We start from the raw sequence: 23950 nt of genomic DNA on the forward strand, positions 1-23950 counted from the left end.
AGACTATTATACCTTAAAATTAAAAATTTGACAAATTGCTAAAAAACCGACTCACCACTATCGTGGTCAATCGGTTAAAATTTCAAATTAAAAATGTTTGACTGCTTCTGATTTAATTTTTTCGACAACTTCTAAAATACTTAGTCCTGTCGTGTCCAGATAGATTGCATCATCTGCCTGCTTAAGAGGAGAAGTTTCACGATGACTATCTTTATAATCACGCGCAGCGATCTCTTCTTTCAAAGTTTCCAAATCTGTTTCGATCCCCTTTGAAAGATTTTCCTTATAACGTCGTTCTGCACGTTCATCCACTGAAGCAACAAGAAAAATCTTCAATTCAGCCTTAGGCAAGACCACTGTGCCAATATCTCGACCATCCATGACGATTCCGCCTTGTTGGGCAATTTCTTGCTGGAGGGCTACCAATTTTTCACGAATAGCTGGAATGGCTGCAAAAGCAGATACAGCATTAGTTACTTCATTTTCTCGGATTGGATTGGTAACATCAACGTCTCCAACAAAAACAAGCTGTTCTCCTGTTTCGGCACGACCAAAACTAATCGGATATTGTTCCAATAATTCAAGAAGTCGAGATGACTCTTCTGGGCTTACTTGGTTGTTTAAAGCAATGTAAGTCGCAGCACGATACATGGCACCTGTATCCAGATAAGTATAGCCAAAGTCCTTAGCGATAATCTTTGCTACTGTACTCTTACCACTTGAAGCTGGACCATCAATAGCGATCTGAATTGTTTTCATTCTAACTCCTATCTTGTCTTAAGGACATCACCAGGATTTGCAAACCAAGTTCCTGAAGACATATGACCAGGGTTCAAGGCTTCAAGCTGGGCAATAGAAATGCCTGCTCTAGCTGCAATAGCTGCCTCACCTTCACCTGCAAGGACAGTAATGGTTCCCTCAGCATTTGTATGTTCCTCTGAACTACTTGAAGAAGTTGATTCTGCTTCAGAACTTGATGCTTCAACTGAACTACTTGATGATGTTGAAGAAACTTCCTCTACCTTAGGCGCAGAAGAATCATGAAAATCTTTCAAGGCTGCCGTACGATCACTTCCACCGGATGACAGGTAGATTAGAATAGCAATCATACCGACAACGATAACAAAGAAAATACAAGCCAAAATCGTTAAAATACGATTAGCTCCTACTCCTGATTCCTTATTTCCTCTGCTTCTGCGTTCCGAACGACTTTCCTCGATATCGTAAATATCTTCTTGCCATGGTTCCTTTTCCATACCTTACTCCTTGTTTTTTTTCTAATTTCTTATTACAATATAAATATGAAAATCACACTTATACCTGAACGATGCATTGCCTGCGGGCTATGCCAAACCTATTCTGATTTATTTGATTACCATGATAATGGTATTGTGCGTTTCTATGATGATCCTAATCAACTAGAGAGAGACGTCCCAGCTAGTGAAGAGCTACTGGAAGCTGTAAAACAGTGTCCTACTCGCGCGCTCATCAAAGATTAATTTGTCATCAGTGGTGATTCGATTTCCAAATACCACTTCCTCTAGTTTAGCATATTTTTCCAGAAAATTATAGTCTTTTGAAGGACTTATTTTTAGCAAATCTTATCTTGACTCACTCTGTTCTTTTACTAGATAGAGGGGTCTTTTTTTCGTTTCCAGATAAATTTTACTGATATATTTTCCGAGAATCCCAATCGTCAATAATTGGACACCACCAAGAAATAGAATGACAGCCATCAGAGAGGTCCAACCAGAAGTTGGATTGCCAAGTAAGAGGGTACGGACAACTACAAACAGTGTCATCACCAAAGCCAGAAAACATGATGAAAGACCAGCAACAAAGGCTAATATCAAAGGAAAATCTGAAAAATTCACAATCCCTTCAATAGAGTAGAAAAAGAGTTGTCTAAAACTCCAACTAGTCTTACCCGCCCGCCTTTCAACATTAGGGTATTCTAGATAGTGAGTGCGAAAACCAACCCAGGCAAAGAGCCCTTTGGAAAAGCGATTGTATTCTGTCAATTCCAACACTGCATCCACAACTGATCTTCTCATCATTCGAAAATCACGGACACCCGATGGAAGAGCTACTGGGCTAATTTTTTGCATGAAACGATAAAAAAGATCGGCGCAGAAACTACGTAAAACGGGTTCCCCGTCTCGACTAGTTCTCCTAGTTCCAACACAATCCAAGTCTGGATTTTGATCTAGTAGTTCTTTCATCTCAAGCAAGAGGCTTGGTGGATCCTGAAGGTCTGCATCCATAACCACCACCAAGTCTCCACTTGCTTGTTGTAAACCTGCATATATGGCCGCTTCCTTCCCAAAATTTCGCGAGAAAGAGATATAATGTACTGCAGAATTTTTCTCTCGATAAACCTTTAGAACGTCCAAAGTCTTATCAGTCGAACCATCATCTACAAAAATGTATTCGATTTCTGTTCCCAAATCTGGGATCAGTGCTTCAAGAGTTTGATAAAAAAGAGGAAGTACTTCCTCTTCGTTTAAACATGGGACTATGATTGAAATCATCATCTTAGTCTTCAAATCCGTTTGGATGCTTGCTTTGCCAACGCCATGCGTCTTGACACATCTCTGTAATACCAAGTTCTGCTTCCCATCCTAGCTCTTCCTTAGCTTTTGCTGGATCTGAGTAGCAAGCTGCAATATCACCTGGGCGACGTTCAACAATACGGTATGGAATAGGACGTCCGACTGCTTTTTCCATATTTTGGATAATTTCAAGAACTGAGTAGCCTTTTCCTGTACCAAGGTTGTAAATGTTTAGTCCTGAACCTTTTTGAAGCTTCTTAAGTGCCGCAACGTGCCCTTTTGCTAGGTCAACGACGTGGATATAGTCACGTACACCTGTTCCATCTTCAGTATCGTAGTCGTCTCCAAAGACCTGAACTTGTTCCAACTTACCAACTGCAACTTGTGTCACATATGGAAGGAGGTTATTTGGAATACCGTTTGGATTTTCTCCTAGGTCACCACTCTTATGCGCACCGATTGGGTTGAAGTAACGAAGTAAAACAACGTTCCACTCTGAATCTGCTTTATAGATATCTGTCAAGATTTCTTCCAGCATTAGCTTGGTACGACCATATGGATTTGTAGCTGAAAGAGGGAAATCTTCTAGGATTGGGACTGTATGAGGATCTCCATAAACAGTTGCTGATGAACTGAAGATGATATTCTTACAGTTTGTCTCTTCCATAACTTTCAAGAGACTGACAGTTCCAGCGATATTGTTATCATAGTAGGCAAGTGGGATACGTGTAGACTCACCTACAGCTTTCAAACCAGCAAAATGAATCACACCTGTTGGTTCTTCATGTTTGAAAATATCACGAAGTGTATCTGTGTCACGAATATCTGCTTCGTAGAAAGGAATTTCTACCCCAGTGATTCTTTCGACTACTTCAAGACTTTTACGACTACTGTTTACCAAATTATCCACGACAACTACTTGGTGTCCAGCTTGGACCAATTCAATGACAGTGTGAGTTCCGATAAAACCTGCTCCACCTGTTACCAGAATTTTTTCTTGCATTTTATTTCCTCAATTCTTGGATTATTTTTTTCATTTTACCATTTTTGATAGGGAAAGTCATTTACTTTCCTAAGACTATCGTAAAAACTAGGTAAAAGGTTTACTATTGTTTCTTTTTAATGTATCTTTCAGTCGGATAATCTGCTGGATCCAATACTCCTTTTCTCCCTTGAAGCATTTGAGCTAGATGATAACCGATAATAGGACCAGTCGTTAACCCTGAAGATCCTAGACCACTTGCTGTATAGACTCCTGATAAGTTTGGAACCTGTCCGAAAAATGGAGAAAAGTCACTCGTATAAGCCCGAATTCCTACACGTTCACCAGATAAAACTGCATCCTTTAAACTCGGATAAAATGGATTCGCTGCCTCAGCCATTTGTTGGAGCAAATTTTTATCGACTGTAAGATCAAATCCCATGTCATTCTCATGGGTAGCTCCTAGAGATAACTTGCCTCCAGGAAATGGTATCAAATCCCACTCACCTTCCGGCATGACAACAGGATAGCTTGCCATGTCTAAATCAACCTGATAATCTCTAAGTTGACCTTTTTGAGGACGAACATCCACCTCATAGCCTAAAGGCTCCAAAATGTGTCCAAGCCAAGCTCCCGTAGATAAAATTACTTGATCAAATATTTGATTGTCTATCTGATAGCCTGATAATAAAGGGGTTAGACTAACCTCTTTATTTACGACCTTAACCTGACTGGCATCCAGTAAACGACTCACTAGGAGTTGCCCATCTACTCGAGCTCCACCAGAAGCATAAAGCAATCTCTCAAATCCCTTTAGACCAGGGAATAACTTACTCGCAGACTCTTGATCCAGAATGGCTAATTTCCCTATCAAGGGAGATTCATCTCTACGTTGCAAGGCTAGTTGATAGAGTTCCTCTAGTTTGGACTCATCTTTTTTAAGAAGAAAGACTCCTGAGCGTTGGTAAAAATCTACCTTTTGACCAGATTTTTCTATATCAGCTAATAAATCTACATAAAAATCTGCTCCTAGGCGCGCCATCTTGTACCAGACCTTATTGCGTCGTTTAGAAAACCAGGGGCTGATAATCCCTGCCGCTGCCTTGGTCGCTTGTCCGTGCCCATGATCAAAGACAGTTACTTCGATATCAGTTTCTTTAGAAAGATAGTAGGCAACCGTTGCCCCTACAATTCCTGCTCCTACAATGGCAACTTTTTTCATTGTCTTCACCTTCTAACTAGATATGATGGAATGGATTTGTCGATGCCTGACTTGCGATAACCTCTAAAGGCCAATCATTTTCTTCCTTCCATTCGTTCAGGAACGCTGCAATTTTTTCAACAAAGAGAACTTCAATATAGTGGCCTGGATCCAGAGCCAACAAGCCGTCTGACAACATATCTTGGGCAGTGTGGTAATAGATGTCACCAGTAATGTAGACATCTGCTCCTTTTGCTATTGCATCAGAGTAGAAAGACTGCCCACTGCCACCACAAATAGCTACTCTTGAGATTGTTTTTTGCAAATCAGTCTCTTTATAATACACCATACGAAGACTATCTAGACTAAATACTTCCTTAACATGACTAGCAAATTCTTCAAACGTTTGAGGTTTAATATTGCCAATACGTCCGATCCCACGTTCAGGACCTGTCTCCTGTAAATACGTTGTATCCTTAATATCCAATAGTTGGCAGAACCAGTCATTAAGGCCGTTTTCAACAATATCAATATTAGTATGGCTAACGTAGACTGCAATATCATGCTTAATAAGATCAATATAAATCTGATTTTGAGGGCGACTAGCTACCAAGTCCTTTATCGGACGGAAGATAGGCGCGTGCTTAGCGATAATCAAATCTACACCCTTTTCAATAGCTTCTGCCACTGTATCTTCACGTATATCAAGGGCAACCATGACTTTTTGGATGTCCTTGTCTAAGGTACCAATCTGCAAACCACGACTATCGCCTTCCATAGAAAATTCTTGTGGGCAATAGGCTTCATAACGCTTAATCACTTCACTTGCTTTCATGGAGCACCTCCTTGATGGCTTGAATTTTATCAGCCAGAACCTGACGTTCTTCTTGATTTTTTTCTGGAATTTGACTAAGGGCAAATCCTAGCTTACTTGCTTCTTTTTGCCATTTCTGAACAAATACGGGACTAAGTTCTTTAGATAGAAAAGGACCAAAACGGGTGTCACTTGCTGACAATTTCATTTCTCCAGCTTCCACAACTAGAATCTCGTAAAATTTTCCAGCTTCTTCTAGGATACTTTCTGCCATAATTTGAAAACCATGTTCTTGTAACCAACTACGCAACTCGTCTTCACGATTATTGGGTTGAAGAATCAATCGCTCAACATCGGCTAGTTTGTCCAATCCTTCTTCTAATATCGTAGCAATCAAGTGACCTCCCATCCCAGCAATAGTGATAACAGAAACCTGGTCACTTTCTTCGAAAGCTGCTAAACCATTGGCTAAACGAACCTGAATTTTCTCAGTTAAGCCATGACTTTCAACATTTCTAACTGCAGATTGATAGGGTCCCTCTACAACTTCACCCGCGATGGCAGCTTCAATATGACCTTTTTCAACTAATTCAATAGGTAAATAAGCATGATCGCTCCCGACGTCCAGCAAAACAGCTCCTTGGGGAACAAAAGAAGCTACTGTTTCTAATCTCTTTGAAATCATCTTCTCTCACTTTCAAAAACTCTATTTCCCTTTATTATACCATATTTTATCTGGCAATCCTGCACCTAAAAAAGACAGCAATCATGGATTGCAGTCTTTCTCTATTTTCTAGATTGATAACGACTCGTCAAGATAAAAATCACAATAAAGATTAACATCATGATGCCATAGACAGGTAATGTTTGTCCTGTCAGTGTTGAAATTTCAAGTAGTTTTTGGATTCTTGGAAATAGAGCAGTTCCAAGGAAGCCACCAACTGACCAAACAATCAAGAGCACACGCCATAGACTAAATGGCAAGCAAGCTCTAACTACAGACATGAAACCAATCGATGCTAACAGATAATACAAAAGTGTCGAAATTTCAATGGCTGACCAACCTTGACTGGTTCCAAAAATTTTAACAAAGAGAACACTAAAGACTACCATCAAGGCACTTGGTAAAGCACGGAGCATGGATTTTCTGAGAAAGTTTTGTTCAACAGGTTTGATGTTTCTCTCAAAGGTCAATACGAACGGTGGGAAGCCTTCCACGAACTGGTCAATCATAGTTATCTGAATCGGAATGAATGGGAAAATTAAAATCCATTCAGTACGTCCCAACAATGCACTCGCAATACAAATGACTGCGAGCAGGAAGGAATAGATGGTCTTAATCAAGAAAATTGGAGCAATGTGGGCAATGTTATTGACCACACGACGACCTTCAAAAAGAATCTCAGGAACATCATTGAAGTCTGAGTTCAAGAGGACCAGATTTGCAATCTGACGAGTTGCTGGGTCTCCTTCAGCCATAACAATGGAACAGTCTGCCTCACGGAGAGCTAGGATATCATTGACACCATCCCCTGTCATAGCAGTCGTATGACCTGCTTTTTTCAGAGTTTGGATGATTAGTTTCTTTTGATGAGGCGAGACACGTCCGAAAATGGCTGTTTCCTCAGCCATGGCTATCAATTCTTCATCATTAATTTTCGAGCAATCTACGTAGCTGTGGTAATCTGCAAAACCAGCTTTTTGAGCAATACTTGAAACGGTAACTGGATTATCACCAGAGATAATTTTCAGCCCCACTTCCTGAGAACGAAGATAGTCTAGCGTCTCAGCAGCACCTTCTCGAATCGGATCTAGAATCTCAAGCAAAGCCAAAGCCTGAATATCAGATGGCTTGTGATGGTCAAGTTTTTCTTGACTGAGCGCTAACACCAAGACACGAGATCCTCGTTCAAGAGCTTCTCTAGCTTCAGGAACTTCAGCATCCAACAACATTTCCGGTGCACCTAGGAAAACAGTTCCGATACCTTCTAACTCCATTGCTCCCCATTTTCGATCGCTTGAAAATGGAAGACTAGAAATCATCGGATAAGCTACTTCTCCCACAAAACGCTTTCGAATAGCTTGAGCAGTTGGATTTTTATCCTCACTGTTAGCCATATAGCTGGTTAGTATTTTAGCAATAGCATCTTTATCAAAAGCCTGAGTCAGAGGAAGGACAGTCTCAACCTGCATCTTACCTTGGGTGATGGTACCTGTCTTATCCAAGCAGAGCATATCGACACGTGCTAAGGTCTCAACAGAATACATCTCCTGTACCAAAACCTTTTTCAAACCAAGCTTGATAACAGCGGTTAAGAGAGAGGTGATAGTCAAGAGCGCGATTCCCTTAGGCAACATCCCCAAAAGGGCTGTAGATGAATTCACTACAGAAGACTTCAGTGGTAAACCTTTCAAGACCAAAGCTTCAAGCAAAAGAGCAATTCCAAATGGAATAATGATTTTCCCAGTAAAGCCAGCTAACTGGTCTAGCGATTTCATGATACGTGAGTTAATCGGTTTAACAGTTTTAGCTTCAAGCATGAGTTTGGCTGCATAGTTATCTGCCCCTACATGATGAACTTGAGCAAAGACAGAGCCACTTGCAAGAAAGCTACCTGACAACATTAGGTCTTCTACTTCTTTTTGCACCAAGTCGCTCTCACCCGTTAACATGGCTTCGTTGACTTCTGCAAAACCTTCTAATACAATCGCATCACTTGGAATCTGATCCCCTGCTGACAAGCGAATCACATCGTCCAAAACAAGCTCCTCAGAATCCAGAGCTATCTCTTGTCCATCACGAATAGTGATAATCTTTTCTTTATTCAAGAGATTGAGCTTATCAACCATATGTTTGGCACGTAGCTCGGTTACAATCCCAGAAAATGCATTAAAGCAGATAACCGCAAAGAAAACTAGGTTACTCCAGGCTTGAACAAAGGCAAGTGCTAAGGCAATAGCAAAGTTTAAAGCATTGAAGAGAGTAAAAACATTTCGTTTTACAATCTGCCAAGTACTGGTACTAGCTGACGCTTTGAAATCATTGACCTGCCCCTGTTTCTGACGTTCATTAACTTCTGATTGGCTTAAGCCTATAATTTTATTTTTATCCATAATCTTTATCATATCATTTTTTTTAAAATAATTCTAATTTCATATAAAGAGCTTTTCCGCCTATACAAAAAAAATTTGCCTGTCCTACAACGATAAGGTATAATAAAAGAAAGAAATTTGAAGGAGACACCATGTTTTATACTTATCTTCGTGGGCTCGTTATGTTGATTCTCTGGTCTATCAACGGTAATGCTCATTATCATAATACCAATAAAATTCCGAGTCAAGATGAAAACTATATCCTAGTTGCTCCCCATCGTACCTGGTGGGATCCTGTCTACATGGCATTTGCGACCAAACCGAAACAGTTTGTGTTTATGGCTAAAAAGGAACTTTTCTCCAACCGAATCTTTGGTTGGTGGATTCGTATGTGTGGTGCCTTTCCTATTGATCGGGAAAATCCTAGCGCTTCTGCCATTAAGTATCCTATTAATGTACTTAAAAAGAGCGACCGATCTCTCATCATGTTTCCAAGCGGCAGTCGTCATTCTAACGATGTCAAAGGTGGCGTAGCTCTGATTGCTAAAATGGCCAAGGTTCGCATCATGCCAGTTACTTATACTGGTCCAATGACCTTAAAAGGACTCATCAGTCGTGAACGTGTCGATATGAACTTCGGAAATCCTATAGATATCTCAGACATTAAGAAAATGAATGATGAAGGAATTGAGATTGTTGCTGAACGTATTCAATCAGAATTCCAACGTCTGGATGAGGAAACAAAACAATGGCACGATAACAAAAAACCAAATCCTTTGTGGTGGTTTATTCGCATACCAGCACTGATTCTTGCTGTCTTAGTTGCAATTGTTACCATCATCTTTAGCTTCATCGCAAGCTTTATCTGGAATCCAGAAAAAAACAAAATCAATTAGGTTAGAATAAAATGGCTGAGGGATATTCTCTTAAGCCATTTTAGTTTGACTGATAGCTGATTACTTTTAAATAAAACATTTTATTGACAAAGATTTGATTCTATAGTATACTTTTTAAGTAAGCTGATTTAGCTCAGTAGGCAGAGCGCATCCATGGTAAGGATGAGGTCGCCGGTTCGATCCCGGCAATTAGCATTGTTTAACAGTTCCTTTTTATAGGAACTTTTTTATTGACTTTTTTTCGACCTTATAGTAAAATAAGTTTTGCGATGAGTCGATATGTAGCGAGAGCTACTATTGAGCAAAGGAGGTCATAACGCAGGAGCGGACCTTGAGAAATTGTGTGAACCGATTTCTCACATGGAGATGCCTCTCAAGCTTTCTGGTTTTTCCAGAGAGCTTTTTTTATTTTCCTAAACACTACTAAACCCTATCTTTTAGCAATCCTTTCTGCACAAACAGTAATAAGCTCAAGCCTCAATTATACACTTATAGACTTATTATCCAAAAAATCCTAGCTAGGTTTAGTCATAATGATAGAAAGATGACCATTGCAATCTATAATTACAGCAAAAGTTATAGGGCAAACTGTATTATATACCTTAGTATTGAAAGGAAAATGATATTTTTGCCCCTCGTCACAAAAAAAGACCTATCACACAAGCTAGAAAGCTTGATATGATAGGCTTTTTAATGTTAGATTAACGTACAGTGCGGATACGCATTGTGTTAGTACGAACTGCTTCACCAAGTGGCACACCTGCAACGATAACGATATCGTCACCAGATTGTACAAGACCTGCTTCAACTGCTTTACGTTCAGCAATTTCGAACATGTCATCAGTTGATGATGGAGCTTCTGTCAACATTGGGATAACACCCCAGTTCAACATCAATCCACGTTCTGTCAATTCGTCAAATGTCAATGCCAAAATATCAGCATTTGGACGATATTTAGAGATCAAACGTGCTGTGTGACCAGTCTTAGTAAGAGTTACAACCAATTTAATGTCCATTGAGTTTGTAGCATCTTTAACAGCTGAAGCCATAACTTCTGTCTTAGAGTTACGTTCGAAAGTATCTGAGTTCAAACGTCCGTATTCGTTAAGAAGAGTTTGTGCGTTCTTATCGATAGTTGCCATTGTACGAACAGACTCAAGTGGGTATTTACCATTTGCTGACTCACCTGAAAGCATTGTAGCATCAGTTCCATCGATAACAGCGTTAAATACGTCTGATACTTCTGAACGAGTTGCACGTGGTTTTTCAGTCATTGTTTCAAGCATGTTTGTTGCAGTGATAACAACTTTACCAGCAGCGTTCACTTTAGTAATGATCATTTTTTGGTAAACTGGAACCATTTCAAATGGTACTTCGATACCCATGTCACCACGAGCGATCATGATACCGTCAGCAGCTTCAATAATTTCATCCAAGTTTTCGATACCTTGTTGGTTTTCGATTTTCGCAAACAATTGAACGTGACCATTACCAGTTTCTTCACAGATTGCACGAACTTCATTCACGTCTTTTGCAGTACGTACGAATGAGATCGCGATGAAGTTGATACCTTGTTCCAAACCGAAGCGGATATCAGCGTTATCACGTTCAGCAAGAGCTGGGAAAGGAATTTTAGTGTTAGGGATGTTTACACCTTTTTGTTTAGCGATAACACCGTCATTTTCAACTTCAACGACAAATTCACGAGTTGCATCGTCTTTTTCTACAACACGAAGACCAAGTTTACCATCGTCAACCAATACTTGACGACCAACTTCAACATCATCATAGATGTCAAGTGCTCCAGCAACGTTCAAAGCAATCACTTCACGAGTTGATTTGATTCCTTGTTTAGTTGCAACGCGGATTTTTTCACCAGTTTTGTATGAATACTCTTTAGCTTCACCTTCGAACAATTCAGTACGGATTTCTGGTCCTTTAGTATCAAGAAGGAAACCAACTTTTTTACCTGCAAGTTTTTCTGCAAGTTTAACAGTCGCCATACGGTCACCTTGTTCTTGGTGGTCACCGTGTGAGAAGTTGAAACGGAAAGTGTTAGCTCCAGCTTCAATCAATTGAGCAATGTTTTTTGCTGATGCTTCAACATCAAGCTTTTCACCCCAATATCCGTCATCACCAAATTTTTTACCACCACGGATTTCCACCGCAGGACCTAAAGTTGCAACGATTTTTACACGTTTATTCATGATTATGAAACTCCTTTATTTTTTAGACCTTTTATGGTCATTTTACCAGATTAGTTAAAGTTGATTATGACAAGCTCTTGTTCAAGTCAGAAAGTTCAATATCAGCTTTGTGAGGGTTATTGACAACAATCTTACCATCAGCTGTTAGGCTAAATAAAGCTCCTTCTTCTGCAGTTCCAAGAATTGGATTTTCAACCATTTTCTCATTGCGAATACCAACAGCGACACCACCGATTCCTTGTTTAAGGAGTTTAACAGCATGTGCACCCATGCGTGACGCCAATACACGGTCACGAGCAGTTGGTGATCCACCACGTTGGATGTGACCAAGTTCAGTTACACGAAGGTCGCTTGTATCTCCAGCTTCTTTTAGTTTTTGACCAAATTCTGCCGCTGACATAACACCTTCTGCCAAAACGATAATGTTGTGTTTCTTACCGTGTTCATATCCAGCCTTGATACTTGCTACGATGTCTTCCATCTTGAATCCTTCTTCAGGGATGATAATTTCATCAGCACCTGTTGCAATACCAGCCCAAAGAGCGATATCACCAGCGTTACGTCCCATTACTTCAACTACAAAAGTACGACGGTGACTTGATGAGGTATCACGAATCTTATCGATGGCATCCATAGCAGTCGTAACTGCAGTATCAAATCCGATTGTGAAATCAGTACCTACGATATCGTTATCGATTGTTCCTGGAAGTCCAATAGCAGGGAATCCATGCTCAGTCAAGCGCATAGCTCCGTGATAAGAACCGTCACCACCGATAACTACAACACCTTCGATACCGTGTTTTTTCAACTGCTCAATCCCTTTAAGTTGACCTTCGAGTTTTGCAAACTCAGGGTAACGAGCAGAGTGAAGGAAAGTACCACCACGTGAAATGATGTCTCCTACAGAAGCAGCATCAAGTGGATAAATTTCACCGGCAACCATACCTGCGTATCCATCATAGATACCAAAAACTTCCATTCCTTCTGAGATTGCTTGACGAACTACCGCACGGATAGCAGCATTCATACCAGGGGCGTCTCCACCACTAGTCAAAACAGCAATACGTTTCATTTGGTTTTGCTCCTTTTTCTTTAACATTCTAACTGATTATACCATAATTAAAGTTAAAATTCTTTTATTTTCATTGATTTTTAACGATAAATCGTTTTCATAACTATCTGACTTAAAGATTCCTGTAAACTAACATCTTTTGCAACAAAATAACTCGGTAAAAGGACATTTTTTTGTTCATTTTCGTAGCGAATGATGACTGGAATTTCTCCCTTATATTGCTCTAAAATATGATAAATTTCAGAATCGTGGTCATGATTGGGAACTTGAATCCAAAAACGCTCACTCACTGCCTCTTTTAAATTATTTAAAACTAATTGAAGACGACCATCTCTGGCTTGCACTTTTCCATTTAGGTAATAAAAACTTCCTTCATGTAAGTGATTTTTAAATTGGCGATACTGGTCAGAAAAAACTGTGACTTCAAGCTTAGTTTTACTATCACTAACTTTCAGAAAGGCCATGTTTTCACCTTTTTTAGTTCTGATTACTCGGATAGACTGAATCTCAACGAGTACTGTAGCTGTCTGTCCTTCAAATAGTTCAGACAAACTCACAATTGGGTACAAAGGATTCTTTGCTAAGATCAATAAAGGATGCGGACTGATACCTACTCCAAGCCACTCCTGTTCCTTACGGAACTTTTCGACTTGTGTAAAATCCTCACTCTCAAGCCAATTGTAGCTATTATCTGCAAATAAACTACCCAATTCTTCCACAAAAATAAATAAAGTAGGTAAGTTGGATAAGATTTTTTGGCGATTTTTCTCGAAACTATCGAATAAACCAATCTCGACTAGGGGAGTTAAGAGACTCAACTTCTGATAATTTTTAGGCAAGCTAGTGACAAAATCTTCGACACTACTAAAAGGACGATTCTCTAAAATCCAATAGGCAAAATCTCGAGGCATCCCCTTGATGCTCTTAAGTCCCAAGTAAATAGTCTGGTCTGTCAATTTATCCTGATATGGGATTGTATTGATAGAGAGTGGTGTTAGTTCAAAACCCATTTCAAGGGCATCGAGAATATAATCTCCACTAGCATAATTGAGCATGACTTGATAAAAGATTTCTGGATAATGTGTCTTAAAGTAGGCAAGTTGAAAAGCTAAAGCCGCATAAGCATAAGCATGCGATCGGTTGAAACCATAACCAGCAAATTTTTCCATGACAGCAAAAACTTCTTGAGCCTGTTCTTTGCTATGGCCATTTTCAAGTGCACCTTGGATAAAACTCTCCTCCATTCGGTGCATCTCAGCCGCATTCTTTTTCCCCATAGCACGACGTAACATATCGGCTTTCCCAAGGCTAAAACCAGCATAACGCTGTGCGACTTGCATCACCTGCTCTTGATAAAGCATGATGCCATAGGTTGGAGCTAGGATATCTTGCAAAACTGGGTCAAGCACTGTAACTTTTTCTTTGCCATGTTTTCGAGCCACAAAGTTGTCGATATAGTCACTCGCACCTGGTCGGTTCAAGGAAGTCGTCGCCACTACTTCTTCAAAATTTTGTGGTTTCACTCGTTTCAATAAGCGAATGGCCCCAGGTTGTTCAAACTGAAAGATTCCCTTGGTCTTCCCAGCTGCAAAGAGGGCTAAAGTTTCCCTATCCTCAAGGTCAATTTCCTCAATCCTTAACTGAATTCCTTGAGTTTCAAATAAGAGCTCCTGCATTTTTTGAGCAAAAGTTAGGTTTCGTAAGCCCAAGAAATCCATTTTGAGCAAGCCATTTCCTTCAACTCCATGCGCATCATACTGGGTAATGAGCATATCCTCACCATACTTAAGAGGAATATAGTCCGTTAGATTTTTATCACTAATCACAACACCAGCTGCGTGGATGGAAGTTTGCCGAGGATAGCCTTCAATCTTCTTAGCAATTTCAAAAGCCTTTTGGTACTCAATCTTACCTTGAATCAGTTGTCTAAATCCTAGATTTCCTTCATAGGCACTTGTTAAGGTATCTTTGAAACCAATTTTTTTTGTTATGGATGTCAACTCATACTCGGGAACACCATACCGTTTAAAAACATCTCGGATAGCCTGTTTGGCACCAAAAGTCGAGTAGGTGACTATCTGAGCAGCGTGAATACTACCATAACGGTCACGAACATAGCGGATAAATTCAGGACGATAGATATCGGGAATATCAATATCGATATCGGGCATGGTATAACGTTCACGATTTAAAAAGCGCTCAAAGATGAGATTCTTAGCCACAGGGTCAATACCAGTGATATCTAAGGCATAGGCCACCAGACTTCCAACTGCAGATCCACGTCCCATACCCATATAATATCCTTGAGAACGTCCGAAACGTAAGAGATCCCAGACAACCAAGAAATAGTCATCGAATCCCATGTCATGAATCACAGATAGTTCTTCTTCCAAACGAACCTGATAAACTGAATCTAGTAAGCCTTTCTGTTCCAAGCCCTTGATAGCTCTTTCGCGCAACTCTTCAACAGCCGGACGCTCCGGGTTGAAGCGTGGAAGCTTGAGGCTACTATCAATCTCATAAGTAGTTGCTCCAATCAGTTCAGATAGATTGTCTAAAGCTTTTGGAAACTTTTCTACAAAAAATTGTTCTAGACGGTCAGCAGGTAAAAACAAGCCTTGTTGCGATTGAACATCCACCTCTCGCAAGGTCACATTTTCCTTAATCGCCTTGAGCATTTGGAGCGTTTCTAAATCCTCAGCTTCGAAAGAATTAACACGATAAAGTGGGAGAATGGGGTAAGAAAAATTCGATTGAGGTGTATCTGGATACACTCCGATATAGTAGTCATGCCCTAGGTCCAAGGAATCAATTTCAGGATAGTAAGGAACAATGATGCAAATATCTTCAAGGTAAGGAGAAAAATCAGTCCATTCCTTTTTACCTGTCATTTTTTGACTCGAAAGTTTCATGAGATTTCGATAACCATGATTTGATAGGGCTAGAAAGCGCAGATTAAGCAGTTCTTCCTTATGATGAACGGTCACCTCAAGACCTAATAAGGGCTGGAGCCCTTGCTTTTGGCACTCTTTGATAAAATAATAAGCCCCATAGAGATTATCAATATCCATGATTCCAAGTGCTGAGTAGCCGTATATTTTCCCTTGGTCAACATACTTCTGAATGGAAATCATACTCTCCATGAAACTATAAACCGTTTTTGTATCAAGTTGTGCAATCACTCGCTATCACCTCCCTTTTTCTCCTTATATTATACCATTTTTAAAAATAGAAAAACAATTTCTTTCTTCCCTTGGAAAAAAAGAACCACAGTTGAATTAACCGTGATTCCCATTCATTATTCTACCTCTAGGATAGGATTTGTAGTTATCAAGTAACTAATCTTGCCACTAACACCGAAATATTTACCAATTTTAGTATGTAATTCTAGCATTGCTTCCCGAGCTCGTGATGCCTGCTCTTCATTGATAGCTTCAATGACTAAAACAGCATCTTTAGTTTCTTCTATTAACATGGTTCTTTGGGCTTCACGCCAGTTTAAACAGCGACAAATCGCATCTTGTTCTTCAAAATAAATCATTTCATCAGCTAATGCAGGAGCATCACTTTCAGTCCCTAGTGGAAGAAGGATTCATTCCTTCGTGCTCCTCCAAGAAGTCACCAACAATCTTAGCTAAATCCTCTCCCCCCACAAGGAACTGCGTAAGAAAGTGAACGCTATTATAGATATCTACCAAATGATTTATTAGATTAAATTCTCTTCCTTGACTCACACGTTTTAATAAAGCCTCAATAGAAGAACGAGTACCTTTTTTGGTTTTAAATTTAGTGAACACCTGACGCCATTCTTTTTCTTTCATTCTACTACAAATTCAAAAAATGAGTAGCCTACAAGCTACTCGATATGAACTATAATGAATTCTCACGAATCACTTCTACCTTGTATCCATCTGGATCTTTGATAAAGTAATAGTTTGGTTGAGTCCCTGGAAGTCCATTAGGCGCTGTTACTTCATATCCTTTGTCGCTATGTTCTTTGTGAAGAGCCTCAAGGTCAGGTGTACTTAGGGCGATGTGAGCAAAACCGTCACCAACAACATAAGGTCCGTGATCATAGTTGTAAGTCAACTCCAATTCATAATCATCACCTTCAAGTCCAAGATAAACAATAGTGAAAGCATAGTCTGGAAAGTCTCTACGACGCAATTCCTTAAAACCAAAAGCATCTTGATAAAAAGCGATTGATTTTTCAAGATTTTCAACTCGCAAGCAAGTGTGTAGCATTTTAGAAGCCATTTTTTTCTCCCTTGTTTAAAAAAGACTGGGACAAACTTGCACCAGTCTTATGAATAATTATTTACCAAGTTTTGCTTTAGCTGCATCTGCAAGAGCTGCGAAAGCTGCTGCATCGTTAACAGCCAAGTCAGCAAGCATTTTACGGTTAACTTCGATCTCAGCCAATTTCAAACCATGCATCAATTGTGAGTATGAAAGTCCGTTGATACGAGCTGCCGCATTGATACGTGTGATCCACAATTTACGGAAGTCACGTTTCTTTTGACGACGGTCACGGTATGCATAGTAGTAAGAGTTCATTACTTGTTCTTTTGCAGTACGGAACAAGATGTGTTTAGCTCCATAGTAACCTTTTGCTAATTTAAGAATACGTTTACGACGTTTGCGTGATACAACGCCACCTTTAACACGTGCCATTTATATTTCCTCCAAATATTTCCTAGAATTGTTTACTTACAAATACGCGATTATTTCAAGCGAGTAAGCATTGCTTTGATACGTTTGAAATCTCCTGAATGCACCATAGATGCTTTACGAAGATGACGACGTTGTTTTTTAGTTTTTCCGTGGAAACGGTGAGAAGTGTAAGCACGGAAACGTTTAAGTCCACCAGAACCTGTACGTTTGAAACGTTTAGCTGATGCGCGGTGTGTTTTTTGTTTTGGCATGATTTTTTCTCCTTTATTTAACTTTCTGACAATTATTTTTTGTCAGTTGCTGGCGCCAATTGCATGAACATTTGGCGTCCATCCATTTTAGCACGTTGTTCAATGATAGCAATATCTTGAGTTGCTTCAGCGAACTCGGCTAAAACTTTTGCACCAATCTCTTTATGGGTGATCATACGCCCCTTAAAACGAATGGATACCTTCACTTTATTTCCTTTTTCAAGGAATTTGCGAGCATTGCGAAGTTTAGTTTCGAAGTCACCCTTGTCAATAACCGGGCTCAAACGAACTTCTTTCACGGTCACAACGCTTTGTTTTTTGCGTTGTTCTTTTTGTTTCTTCTGGTACTCAAATTTGAACTTGCCGTAGTCCATAATTTTTGCAACAGGAGGTTTAGCTTGAGGTTGAATGAGAACCAAGTCCACATTAGCTTCGTCCGCAAGTGCTTGCGCTTCGCTTAGTGGTTTGATACCCAATTGCTCACCTTCAAGACCGATTAAGCGAACTTCGCGTACACGAATTTCATCATTGATGAATAAGTCTTGCTTTGCTATGGTTTTCACCTCTTTTTTTAATTTAGAGAAAAACAAGAGCGGACTTGCTAACGCAAACCCGCACTACATGATTGTATTTCATTTCTGAAATTTGATCCGTAGGGGCCAGACAACGTTAGTCGCAAGGCGAGAAGTTCTCACTTCTGCTTTTCTCAACTTTTATATGATATCAAGTTTTCCCCTACTTGTCAAGATTAAAACTATCTTTTTTTAATTTTTTCTAAATATTTGCCGACAATGACCTTACTGGTTACGAGAATAGTAAATCTCATGTGGCTTCACACGATTCCCTAGTAATTCAGAGACTGTAACAAAACTATAACCTTGTCCCTGTAAATACTCAATTACTTTGGGTAGTGAGTTAACAGATGTTTGATGGATATCGTGCATTAAAATGATAGATCCATTGCTTACCTGGCGTTGAATTTCTGTCAAAATCGCTGCTTCATTTTTACTCTTCCAATCCAAACTATCCACATCCCACATAATAAAGCTTAAATCAAGGCTATTGCGAATATCATCTGAGATTGCACCGTATGGCGGACGCATCAATTTAGAACTTTTTCCAAGAACTTTTGTAATAGCGTCTTCGGTATCTGTGAGCTGTTTCTTAGCATCTTCCAGTGACAGTTTTGTTAAAATTGGATGATTCCAACTATGGTTTCCAACTTCATGACCTTCAGACTGCATACGTTTAAGAATTGACTCATTACCTGCAATATTCTTTCCTTGGACAAAGAAAGTTGCTTTAATCTTGTATTTAGCCAAGATATCCAATGCCTGTGGTGTTGTATTTCCGTCCGGTCCATCATCAAAGGTAAGAGCTACTACTTTTTTATTTTTCTCAGCCTGAGCCTTCTTATAAAGCTCTGCATCCTTTTCAGTTAGATAGGAGGATTGGATAACATCAAAGAAGTCTGAAATAGGTAAAGCTATTTCTTCTACATTATTAGTTGCTTTGACTGGATATAACACCAATTGACTATCTTTGTATGCGAACTTCCAAGATGATAAATCGCTAGCTGAAAAATCGGCTATTACTTGATCAACAAGAGTTTGTTCAAGCTTTTTATCTTGGAGCGTTGACTTGATATTCTCAAGAAATGTTTCTTTGGCTTTGCTAGCATCTGTAAAGAGCTGATCTAAAGTAAACAGGGTCCCATCTTCCTTAAGATAAAGCTGATCTAATGATGTATTTTCTAATTCTACAACAGTAGAATTACTCAAATCATAGACCTGTTTTTTCACAAGATGACTCTCCATACCCTTGATAGCAGAAGAATCTTTCTCAGAGTAGTAAAAGATCAAATCTTCCTTATCTTCTACCTTATCCGTGATATCTTTTACAATGATATCCTGAACAGGGGTAATGACCTTGTCCCCCGTCATAGGATAGTAGGTGATGATTTCTGCCTGCCCTTTACGAAAATGATCTTTCTGACTTCCTTGTGAATAGGAGTCATCTTTTTCTTTTTTCAGTGCTTCAATTTTTTGCTCAAAAGCTTGCCTCGTCAAGACTTTATAAGCAATACCTGCTCCTAATGTTAAGATTGTGAAGAATAGAAGCCCCACAATAATCCACAAATTTCTTCTCTTTCTGTCGTTTACTTTACGGCTTGTTCTTTTTTTTGTCATAGTCTTATCATATCAAATCATGCCTATAATTTCAATGATAAATAGGAAAATGTCCATTTTTTAGAAAAAGATCGGTAAAAGAAAGAGGTTGGGACAAAAGATCCCTACCTCACTTTTTATTAGCAATCAAACTTTGACGCGGTAGCTGATTGGACTTTTTGTTGGTCTTTTAGACTCCAAAAACTCCTAATCATCTTCGCGGGGCTGGGACTACGAAATCGAGACTTTGTCTATCGATTTCTGTCCCACCGCCTTCACTTGATTAAAATCGAATGATTTCTCTTGTTTTTTCATATGAAGAAACAAAGCGATTTGTTACTCCTGGTTCAGCAACTTCCAAAGCTTGGGAAATCTTTTCAAAAGATGCTTGATAATCAAAGGCATTTTCAAAGATTTCTAAAGATTCATGGAAGGCTTGTTGAATTCCTTCATCAAATGATCTGTAGCGATTAGAATATTGAAGCAACTGTTCTGTCAAGGTAGCATATTGCACGATACTGTATGTTTCTGTTTCCAAAACTTCCATATCATGTGACGCGATTTCTAGGATACGATTGACAGACTCAATGTTGACTTGTGACTGTTCCAACTCTGCCATCAAATCCTCAGTACTATGGCTAGCAGCAAAGAACAATTTCAAGAAGTTCTGTGGGATTCCTGGAAGATTTCTCTTTTCCATGTAGCGCTTGATCGTGTGAAGGCGATTGACGTAAACATTTGCCTTTTGACGAGCATTAACATCATCTTTTTCAATCTGTACTAGACGTTCGCTCACTGAAACTTGATCATCTTCAATTTCTTTTAATGTAGCTTGAACATTTTCTAAACGTTCTTCCAATACAGAGTAAGCTTCTGAATATTCCTCTTGTTCTGAAGTCAAATCACTAACTGTAAGTTCTAGGGAATCCAAATCCACTTGAAGACGACGAACATGATTTACATCACTCTCAGCCATCAAGTAGGTCTTGCTCAAACGCTCGATATCTTTCACCAAGACCTGATTATTGTCTTTTAAGTGGTCAAGATAAGTTGGAAGTGTTGACAACAAGTTTTCAACAACTTTTTGAGAAGCAATCTCTCGTGTGAAAATATTATAGAGAGCATTGATTTCTTCTTGAATCTGAGTGTTTTCATATTCAGCATTGTCCAATTCCAATTTTTTAATATTTTCTTGGTTATTTTTCAAGGCTTCATACAACAACTGTAAACGTGATTCAATGTCAGTTTCTACAAAGTGATAATTGGCATCAAGCAACTTACGATAGCCAGCCTCTAGATCTTCAAGTTGATCAGGGAGTTCAGTCGTTAGTTTAGTAACAATTGCTGGAATTCTCTCCACGATATGTGTCAAAGCGAGAATATGGTTTTCAGCATTATCTAAAATTCCTGCTGCTTCAACTGGATCTCCTGAAGAGTTTAGCGTCACAAATTGAGAAAATTCAGATTGGATGTTCTCCAATTGTTTTTCAATTTCAGGAAGTGCTTGACCATATTTCTCAGAATCTCCTGCGACTGTTTTCTGCAGGCTTTCAAATAAATCTAAAGCATGCAAGACACGACCACTATTTTTGGATTCTTGTTTTTCTAGATCTGCCAAAGCATTTCGAATGGAAGCAATATCTTCTTCGATAAGGGTAATCTGGCTTTCAATTTGATCAATTTTGTGTTGAGCTTTCAAGAAGCGAAATGAATTATTGTACCCTTCTGCTTCAAACAGATTATTCTCAATATCCGCAAATGAGTTGAGTGATAGGTCTACCCATTTTTGGTTCCACTCTCTAAATGCAATCTGACTTTGACCAATCAGATGCATATTCTTAACAGCTTCTACTTCATCGTTAACTGGAAGGTTATACAACTCTTCCTTTCTTTCTTCTAATACTGCCAGCCTCTTTTCATTGCGTTTGCGTAACAAAACTGCCACAACATATGCAATAATCAGAAGAGCCGCGATTGCAATCATAGTAATAATCAACAGATTATCAGACATATCAAACTCCTTTTTATACATGAAACAATTGTAATGATTATATCATATTTTTCAAACCATGGGAACTATTTCCCAATTTTTTTAAACGTCAAGCGTACTGTAGACAGCATTTTCTTCGATAAATTCTCGACGTGGTTCTACGCGGTCACCCATGAGCATATCAAAGATTTTATCTGCTTCTGCAGCATCATCAACTGATACACGCGCCATTAGACGATGTTCTGGGTTCATGGTTGTTTCCCAAAGTTGATGATCATCCATTTCTCCAAGACCTTTATAACGCTGAATAGTTGGTTTTGAACGTCCTTCACTATAGCGAGCTAAGGCTTCCTGTAGACGGGTTTCTTGATCTGCTCCAGGTTGGATGTATTCTTTAATTTCACTGCCGACCTTAACACCGTAAATTGGTGGTTGAGCTATATAAACATAACCTGCTTCTAAAACGGGTTTCATATAACGATAAATTAATGTTAACAAGAGGGTACGGATGTGGGCTCCATCAACATCGGCATCCGTCATGATAACGAGTTTTTGGTAACGGGCCTTGCTGACATCAAATTCAGCACCGAAGCCTGTTCCCATAGCTGTGAAAAGGCTTCGGATTTCTTCATTGGCAAGGATTTTATCCATGCTGGCCTTTTCAACGTTGAGAATTTTACCGCGAATTGGTAAAATCGCTTGGAATTCACGGTCACGACCAGACTTTGCAGAACCTCCTGCTGAATCTCCTTCGACGATGAAAAGTTCAGTTTCAGCTGAATTGTTTGAGGAACAATCTGCTAATTTCCCTGGAAGGTTTGAAATCTCTAAACCAGATTTCTTACGAGTAACCTCACGCGCACGCTTGGCTGCGACACGCGCCTTAGCCGCCAGAATCCCTTTTTCAACGATACGCTTAGCAATCTGAGGATTTTCCATTAGGAAATCTGAAAATGCTTCACTAAATAGTCGGTTGGTAATCTTGACAACTTCACTATTTCCAAGTTTAGTTTTCGTTTGTCCTTCAAACTGTGGGTTTGGATGCTTCACAGAGATAACAGCAGTCAATCCTTCACGGACATCCTCACCTGTTAGATTATCTTCATTGTCTTTGAGGAGTTTGTTTTTACGAGCGTAGTCGTTAATGACACGGGTTAAGGCTGTACGGAACCCTTGTTCATGGGTTCCACCTTCATGAGTATGAATGTTATTGGCGAAACTCATGACATTTTCATGGTAACCAGTTGTGTACTGCATGGCTACTTCGACTGTGATATCATCCATTTCTCCATCAGTGTAGATTGGATTTTCAAAAATGACATCCTTGTTTTCATTGATAAACTCAACGTAACTCGCAATCCCACCTTCGTAGTGGTAGTGTCTTGTTTGTTCAAGTCCCTCACGTTTGTCAGTGATGGAGATTTGAAGGCCACGGTTCAAAAAAGCTAGCTCCTGAATTCGCTTGTTTAATTTATCAAAATCAAAAGTTGTTGTTTCTGTAAAAATCTCTGGGTCTGGCGTGAAGTGTACGGTTGTACCTGTTTTATCTGTATCTCCAATCACCTCAAGGTCAGCAACAACATGTCCACGACGGTATTCTTGGTAATAGATTTTTCCATTTTTATGAACACGAACATCTAACTGAGTTGAGAGGGCATTTACAACCGATGAACCTACACCGTGGAGTCCACCTGAAACCTTGTATCCGCCACCGCCAAATTTACCTCCAGCGTGAAGAACGGTAAAGACAGTTTCAACGGCAGGACGGCCTGTCTTTTCTTGAATATCAACAGGGATACCACGTCCATCATCAACAACCGTGATAGAGTCATCTGGCTCAATAAAGACCTGAATATGACTAGCAAATCCCGCCAAGGCCTCATCGATAGAGTTATCAACGATTTCCCAGACTAGGTGGTGAAGACCTTCTTTTGAAGTCGATCCGATATACATTCCAGGACGCATACGAACGGCTTCCAAACCTTCCAAAACTTGAATCTGACTGGCATCATAATCCTGTGCCTGTTGGTTTTTGATTTCTTCTGTCATT

22 protein-coding genes, 1 tRNA gene and 1 other annotated feature are annotated in these 23950 nt (G+C 39.5%); of the genes, 3 read left to right on the forward strand and 20 right to left on the reverse strand.

Going from position 1 to position 23950, the window contains the following annotated elements; translation table 11 throughout:
- Window positions 1-87 precede the first annotated feature (87 nt).
- A complete protein-coding gene (cmk, locus tag ADH90_RS08760) occupies window positions 88-759 on the reverse strand; it encodes a (d)CMP kinase (RefSeq protein ID WP_045762908.1) in 672 nt (223 codons plus the stop codon).
- 8 nt (window positions 760-767) lie between these two features.
- Window positions 768-1256 carry an SAG1386/EF1546 family surface-associated protein gene (locus ADH90_RS08765; RefSeq protein WP_000410178.1) on the reverse strand — a complete coding sequence of 163 codons (489 nt, stop codon included), beginning with the start codon at window positions 1254-1256 and terminating at the stop codon, window positions 768-770.
- Window positions 1257-1301: 45 nt separating this feature from the next.
- Here ADH90_RS08765 and ADH90_RS10975 point away from each other — a divergent pair, with 45 nt between their 5' ends.
- Window positions 1302-1499 carry a ferredoxin gene (locus ADH90_RS10975; protein WP_080979354.1) on the forward strand — a complete coding sequence of 66 codons (198 nt, stop codon included), beginning with the start codon at window positions 1302-1304 and terminating at the stop codon, window positions 1497-1499.
- Window positions 1500-1601: 102 nt separating this feature from the next.
- Here ADH90_RS10975 and ADH90_RS08770 read toward each other — a convergent pair whose 3' ends face one another.
- The 6 genes from ADH90_RS08770 to ADH90_RS08795 form a co-directional block, all read right to left on the reverse strand.
- Complete coding sequence (locus tag ADH90_RS08770; protein ID WP_049530918.1) at window positions 1602-2534, reverse strand: glycosyltransferase family 2 protein; 933 nt, start codon at window positions 2532-2534, stop codon at window positions 1602-1604.
- A gap of 1 nt (window position 2535) precedes the next feature.
- Entirely contained in the window at window positions 2536-3555 is a 1020-nt protein-coding gene (galE, locus tag ADH90_RS08775; protein ID WP_049530919.1) for a UDP-glucose 4-epimerase GalE, read from the reverse strand.
- Window positions 3556-3658: 103 nt separating this feature from the next.
- Window positions 3659-4756: an NAD(P)/FAD-dependent oxidoreductase gene (locus tag ADH90_RS08780; RefSeq protein ID WP_049530920.1), complete on the reverse strand. Its 1098-nt coding sequence runs from the start codon at window positions 4754-4756 to the stop codon at window positions 3659-3661.
- A gap of 16 nt (window positions 4757-4772) precedes the next feature.
- Complete coding sequence (locus tag ADH90_RS08785; protein ID WP_049530921.1) at window positions 4773-5570, reverse strand: Nif3-like dinuclear metal center hexameric protein; 798 nt, start codon at window positions 5568-5570, stop codon at window positions 4773-4775.
- Window positions 5557-6234 (reverse strand): tRNA (adenine(22)-N(1))-methyltransferase, encoded by a 678-nt coding sequence (locus ADH90_RS08790; RefSeq protein ID WP_049530922.1) that lies wholly within the window; start codon window positions 6232-6234, stop codon window positions 5557-5559. Before ADH90_RS08790 ends, ADH90_RS08785 begins: the two co-directional genes overlap by 14 nt.
- A gap of 101 nt (window positions 6235-6335) precedes the next feature.
- Window positions 6336-8663 (reverse strand): cation-translocating P-type ATPase, encoded by a 2328-nt coding sequence (locus ADH90_RS08795; protein WP_049530923.1) that lies wholly within the window; start codon window positions 8661-8663, stop codon window positions 6336-6338.
- 131 nt (window positions 8664-8794) lie between these two features.
- Between ADH90_RS08795 and ADH90_RS08800 the strand changes: the two genes are divergently transcribed.
- Both ADH90_RS08800 and ADH90_RS08805 read left to right on the forward strand, forming a co-directional pair.
- The gene (locus tag ADH90_RS08800) at window positions 8795-9538 is read left to right on the forward strand and encodes a lysophospholipid acyltransferase family protein (protein ID WP_049530924.1); all 744 of its coding nucleotides are present in this window, start codon (window positions 8795-8797) and stop codon (window positions 9536-9538) included.
- Between the two features lie 122 nt (window positions 9539-9660).
- Window positions 9661-9733 (forward strand) — tRNA-Thr (locus tag ADH90_RS08805).
- A 506-nt stretch (window positions 9734-10239) separates the two neighbouring features.
- On the opposite strand, the gene pyk is transcribed toward ADH90_RS08805, so the two are convergent.
- The 12 genes from pyk to gyrB all read right to left on the reverse strand — a co-directional run bounded on the left by pyk (window position 10240) and on the right by gyrB (window position 23949).
- Window positions 10240-11745, reverse strand: a complete 1506-nt coding sequence (pyk, locus tag ADH90_RS08810; RefSeq protein WP_049530925.1) for a pyruvate kinase — start codon at window positions 11743-11745, stop codon at window positions 10240-10242.
- 64 nt (window positions 11746-11809) lie between these two features.
- Entirely contained in the window at window positions 11810-12817 is a 1008-nt protein-coding gene (gene pfkA / locus ADH90_RS08815) for a 6-phosphofructokinase (RefSeq protein WP_049530926.1), read from the reverse strand.
- Between the two features lie 80 nt (window positions 12818-12897).
- Window positions 12898-15999 carry a DNA polymerase III subunit alpha gene (locus tag ADH90_RS08820; RefSeq protein WP_049530927.1) on the reverse strand — a complete coding sequence of 1034 codons (3102 nt, stop codon included), beginning with the start codon at window positions 15997-15999 and terminating at the stop codon, window positions 12898-12900.
- A 116-nt stretch (window positions 16000-16115) separates the two neighbouring features.
- Window positions 16116-16358 carry a hypothetical protein gene (locus tag ADH90_RS11820; protein WP_049530928.1) on the reverse strand — a complete coding sequence of 81 codons (243 nt, stop codon included), beginning with the start codon at window positions 16356-16358 and terminating at the stop codon, window positions 16116-16118.
- 28 nt (window positions 16359-16386) lie between these two features.
- The gene (locus tag ADH90_RS11825; protein ID WP_049530929.1) at window positions 16387-16638 is read right to left on the reverse strand and encodes a phenylalanine--tRNA ligase beta subunit-related protein; all 252 of its coding nucleotides are present in this window, start codon (window positions 16636-16638) and stop codon (window positions 16387-16389) included.
- Between the two features lie 49 nt (window positions 16639-16687).
- On the reverse strand, window positions 16688-17074 hold the full coding sequence (locus tag ADH90_RS08835; RefSeq protein ID WP_000157160.1) for a VOC family protein: 387 nt from the start codon (window positions 17072-17074) through the stop codon (window positions 16688-16690).
- A 57-nt stretch (window positions 17075-17131) separates the two neighbouring features.
- Window positions 17132-17491, reverse strand: coding sequence for a 50S ribosomal protein L20 (gene rplT / locus ADH90_RS08840; RefSeq protein ID WP_000124829.1), 360 nt, complete (start codon window positions 17489-17491; stop codon window positions 17132-17134).
- Between the two features lie 50 nt (window positions 17492-17541).
- Window positions 17542-17742, reverse strand: coding sequence for a 50S ribosomal protein L35 (gene rpmI, locus ADH90_RS08845; protein WP_001125942.1), 201 nt, complete (start codon window positions 17740-17742; stop codon window positions 17542-17544).
- A gap of 32 nt (window positions 17743-17774) precedes the next feature.
- Window positions 17775-18305 carry a translation initiation factor IF-3 gene (gene infC, locus ADH90_RS08850; protein ID WP_000848177.1) on the reverse strand — a complete coding sequence of 177 codons (531 nt, stop codon included), beginning with the start codon at window positions 18303-18305 and terminating at the stop codon, window positions 17775-17777.
- Between the two features lie 15 nt (window positions 18306-18320).
- Window positions 18321-18451, reverse strand: a sequence feature (ribosomal protein L20 leader region).
- A gap of 88 nt (window positions 18452-18539) precedes the next feature.
- Window positions 18540-19931, reverse strand: coding sequence for a peptidoglycan-N-acetylglucosamine deacetylase PgdA (pgdA, locus tag ADH90_RS08855; RefSeq protein WP_049530930.1), 1392 nt, complete (start codon window positions 19929-19931; stop codon window positions 18540-18542).
- A 262-nt stretch (window positions 19932-20193) separates the two neighbouring features.
- Window positions 20194-21921 carry a septation ring formation regulator EzrA gene (ezrA, locus tag ADH90_RS08860; RefSeq protein ID WP_049530931.1) on the reverse strand — a complete coding sequence of 576 codons (1728 nt, stop codon included), beginning with the start codon at window positions 21919-21921 and terminating at the stop codon, window positions 20194-20196.
- Between the two features lie 81 nt (window positions 21922-22002).
- A complete protein-coding gene (gene gyrB / locus ADH90_RS08865) occupies window positions 22003-23949 on the reverse strand; it encodes a DNA topoisomerase (ATP-hydrolyzing) subunit B (protein WP_049530932.1) in 1947 nt (648 codons plus the stop codon).
- Between the last annotated feature and the right edge of the window lies 1 nt (window position 23950).

Source organism: Streptococcus pseudopneumoniae, from assembly GCF_001073085.1.
GTDB lineage: Bacteria > Bacillota > Bacilli > Lactobacillales > Streptococcaceae > Streptococcus > Streptococcus pseudopneumoniae_M.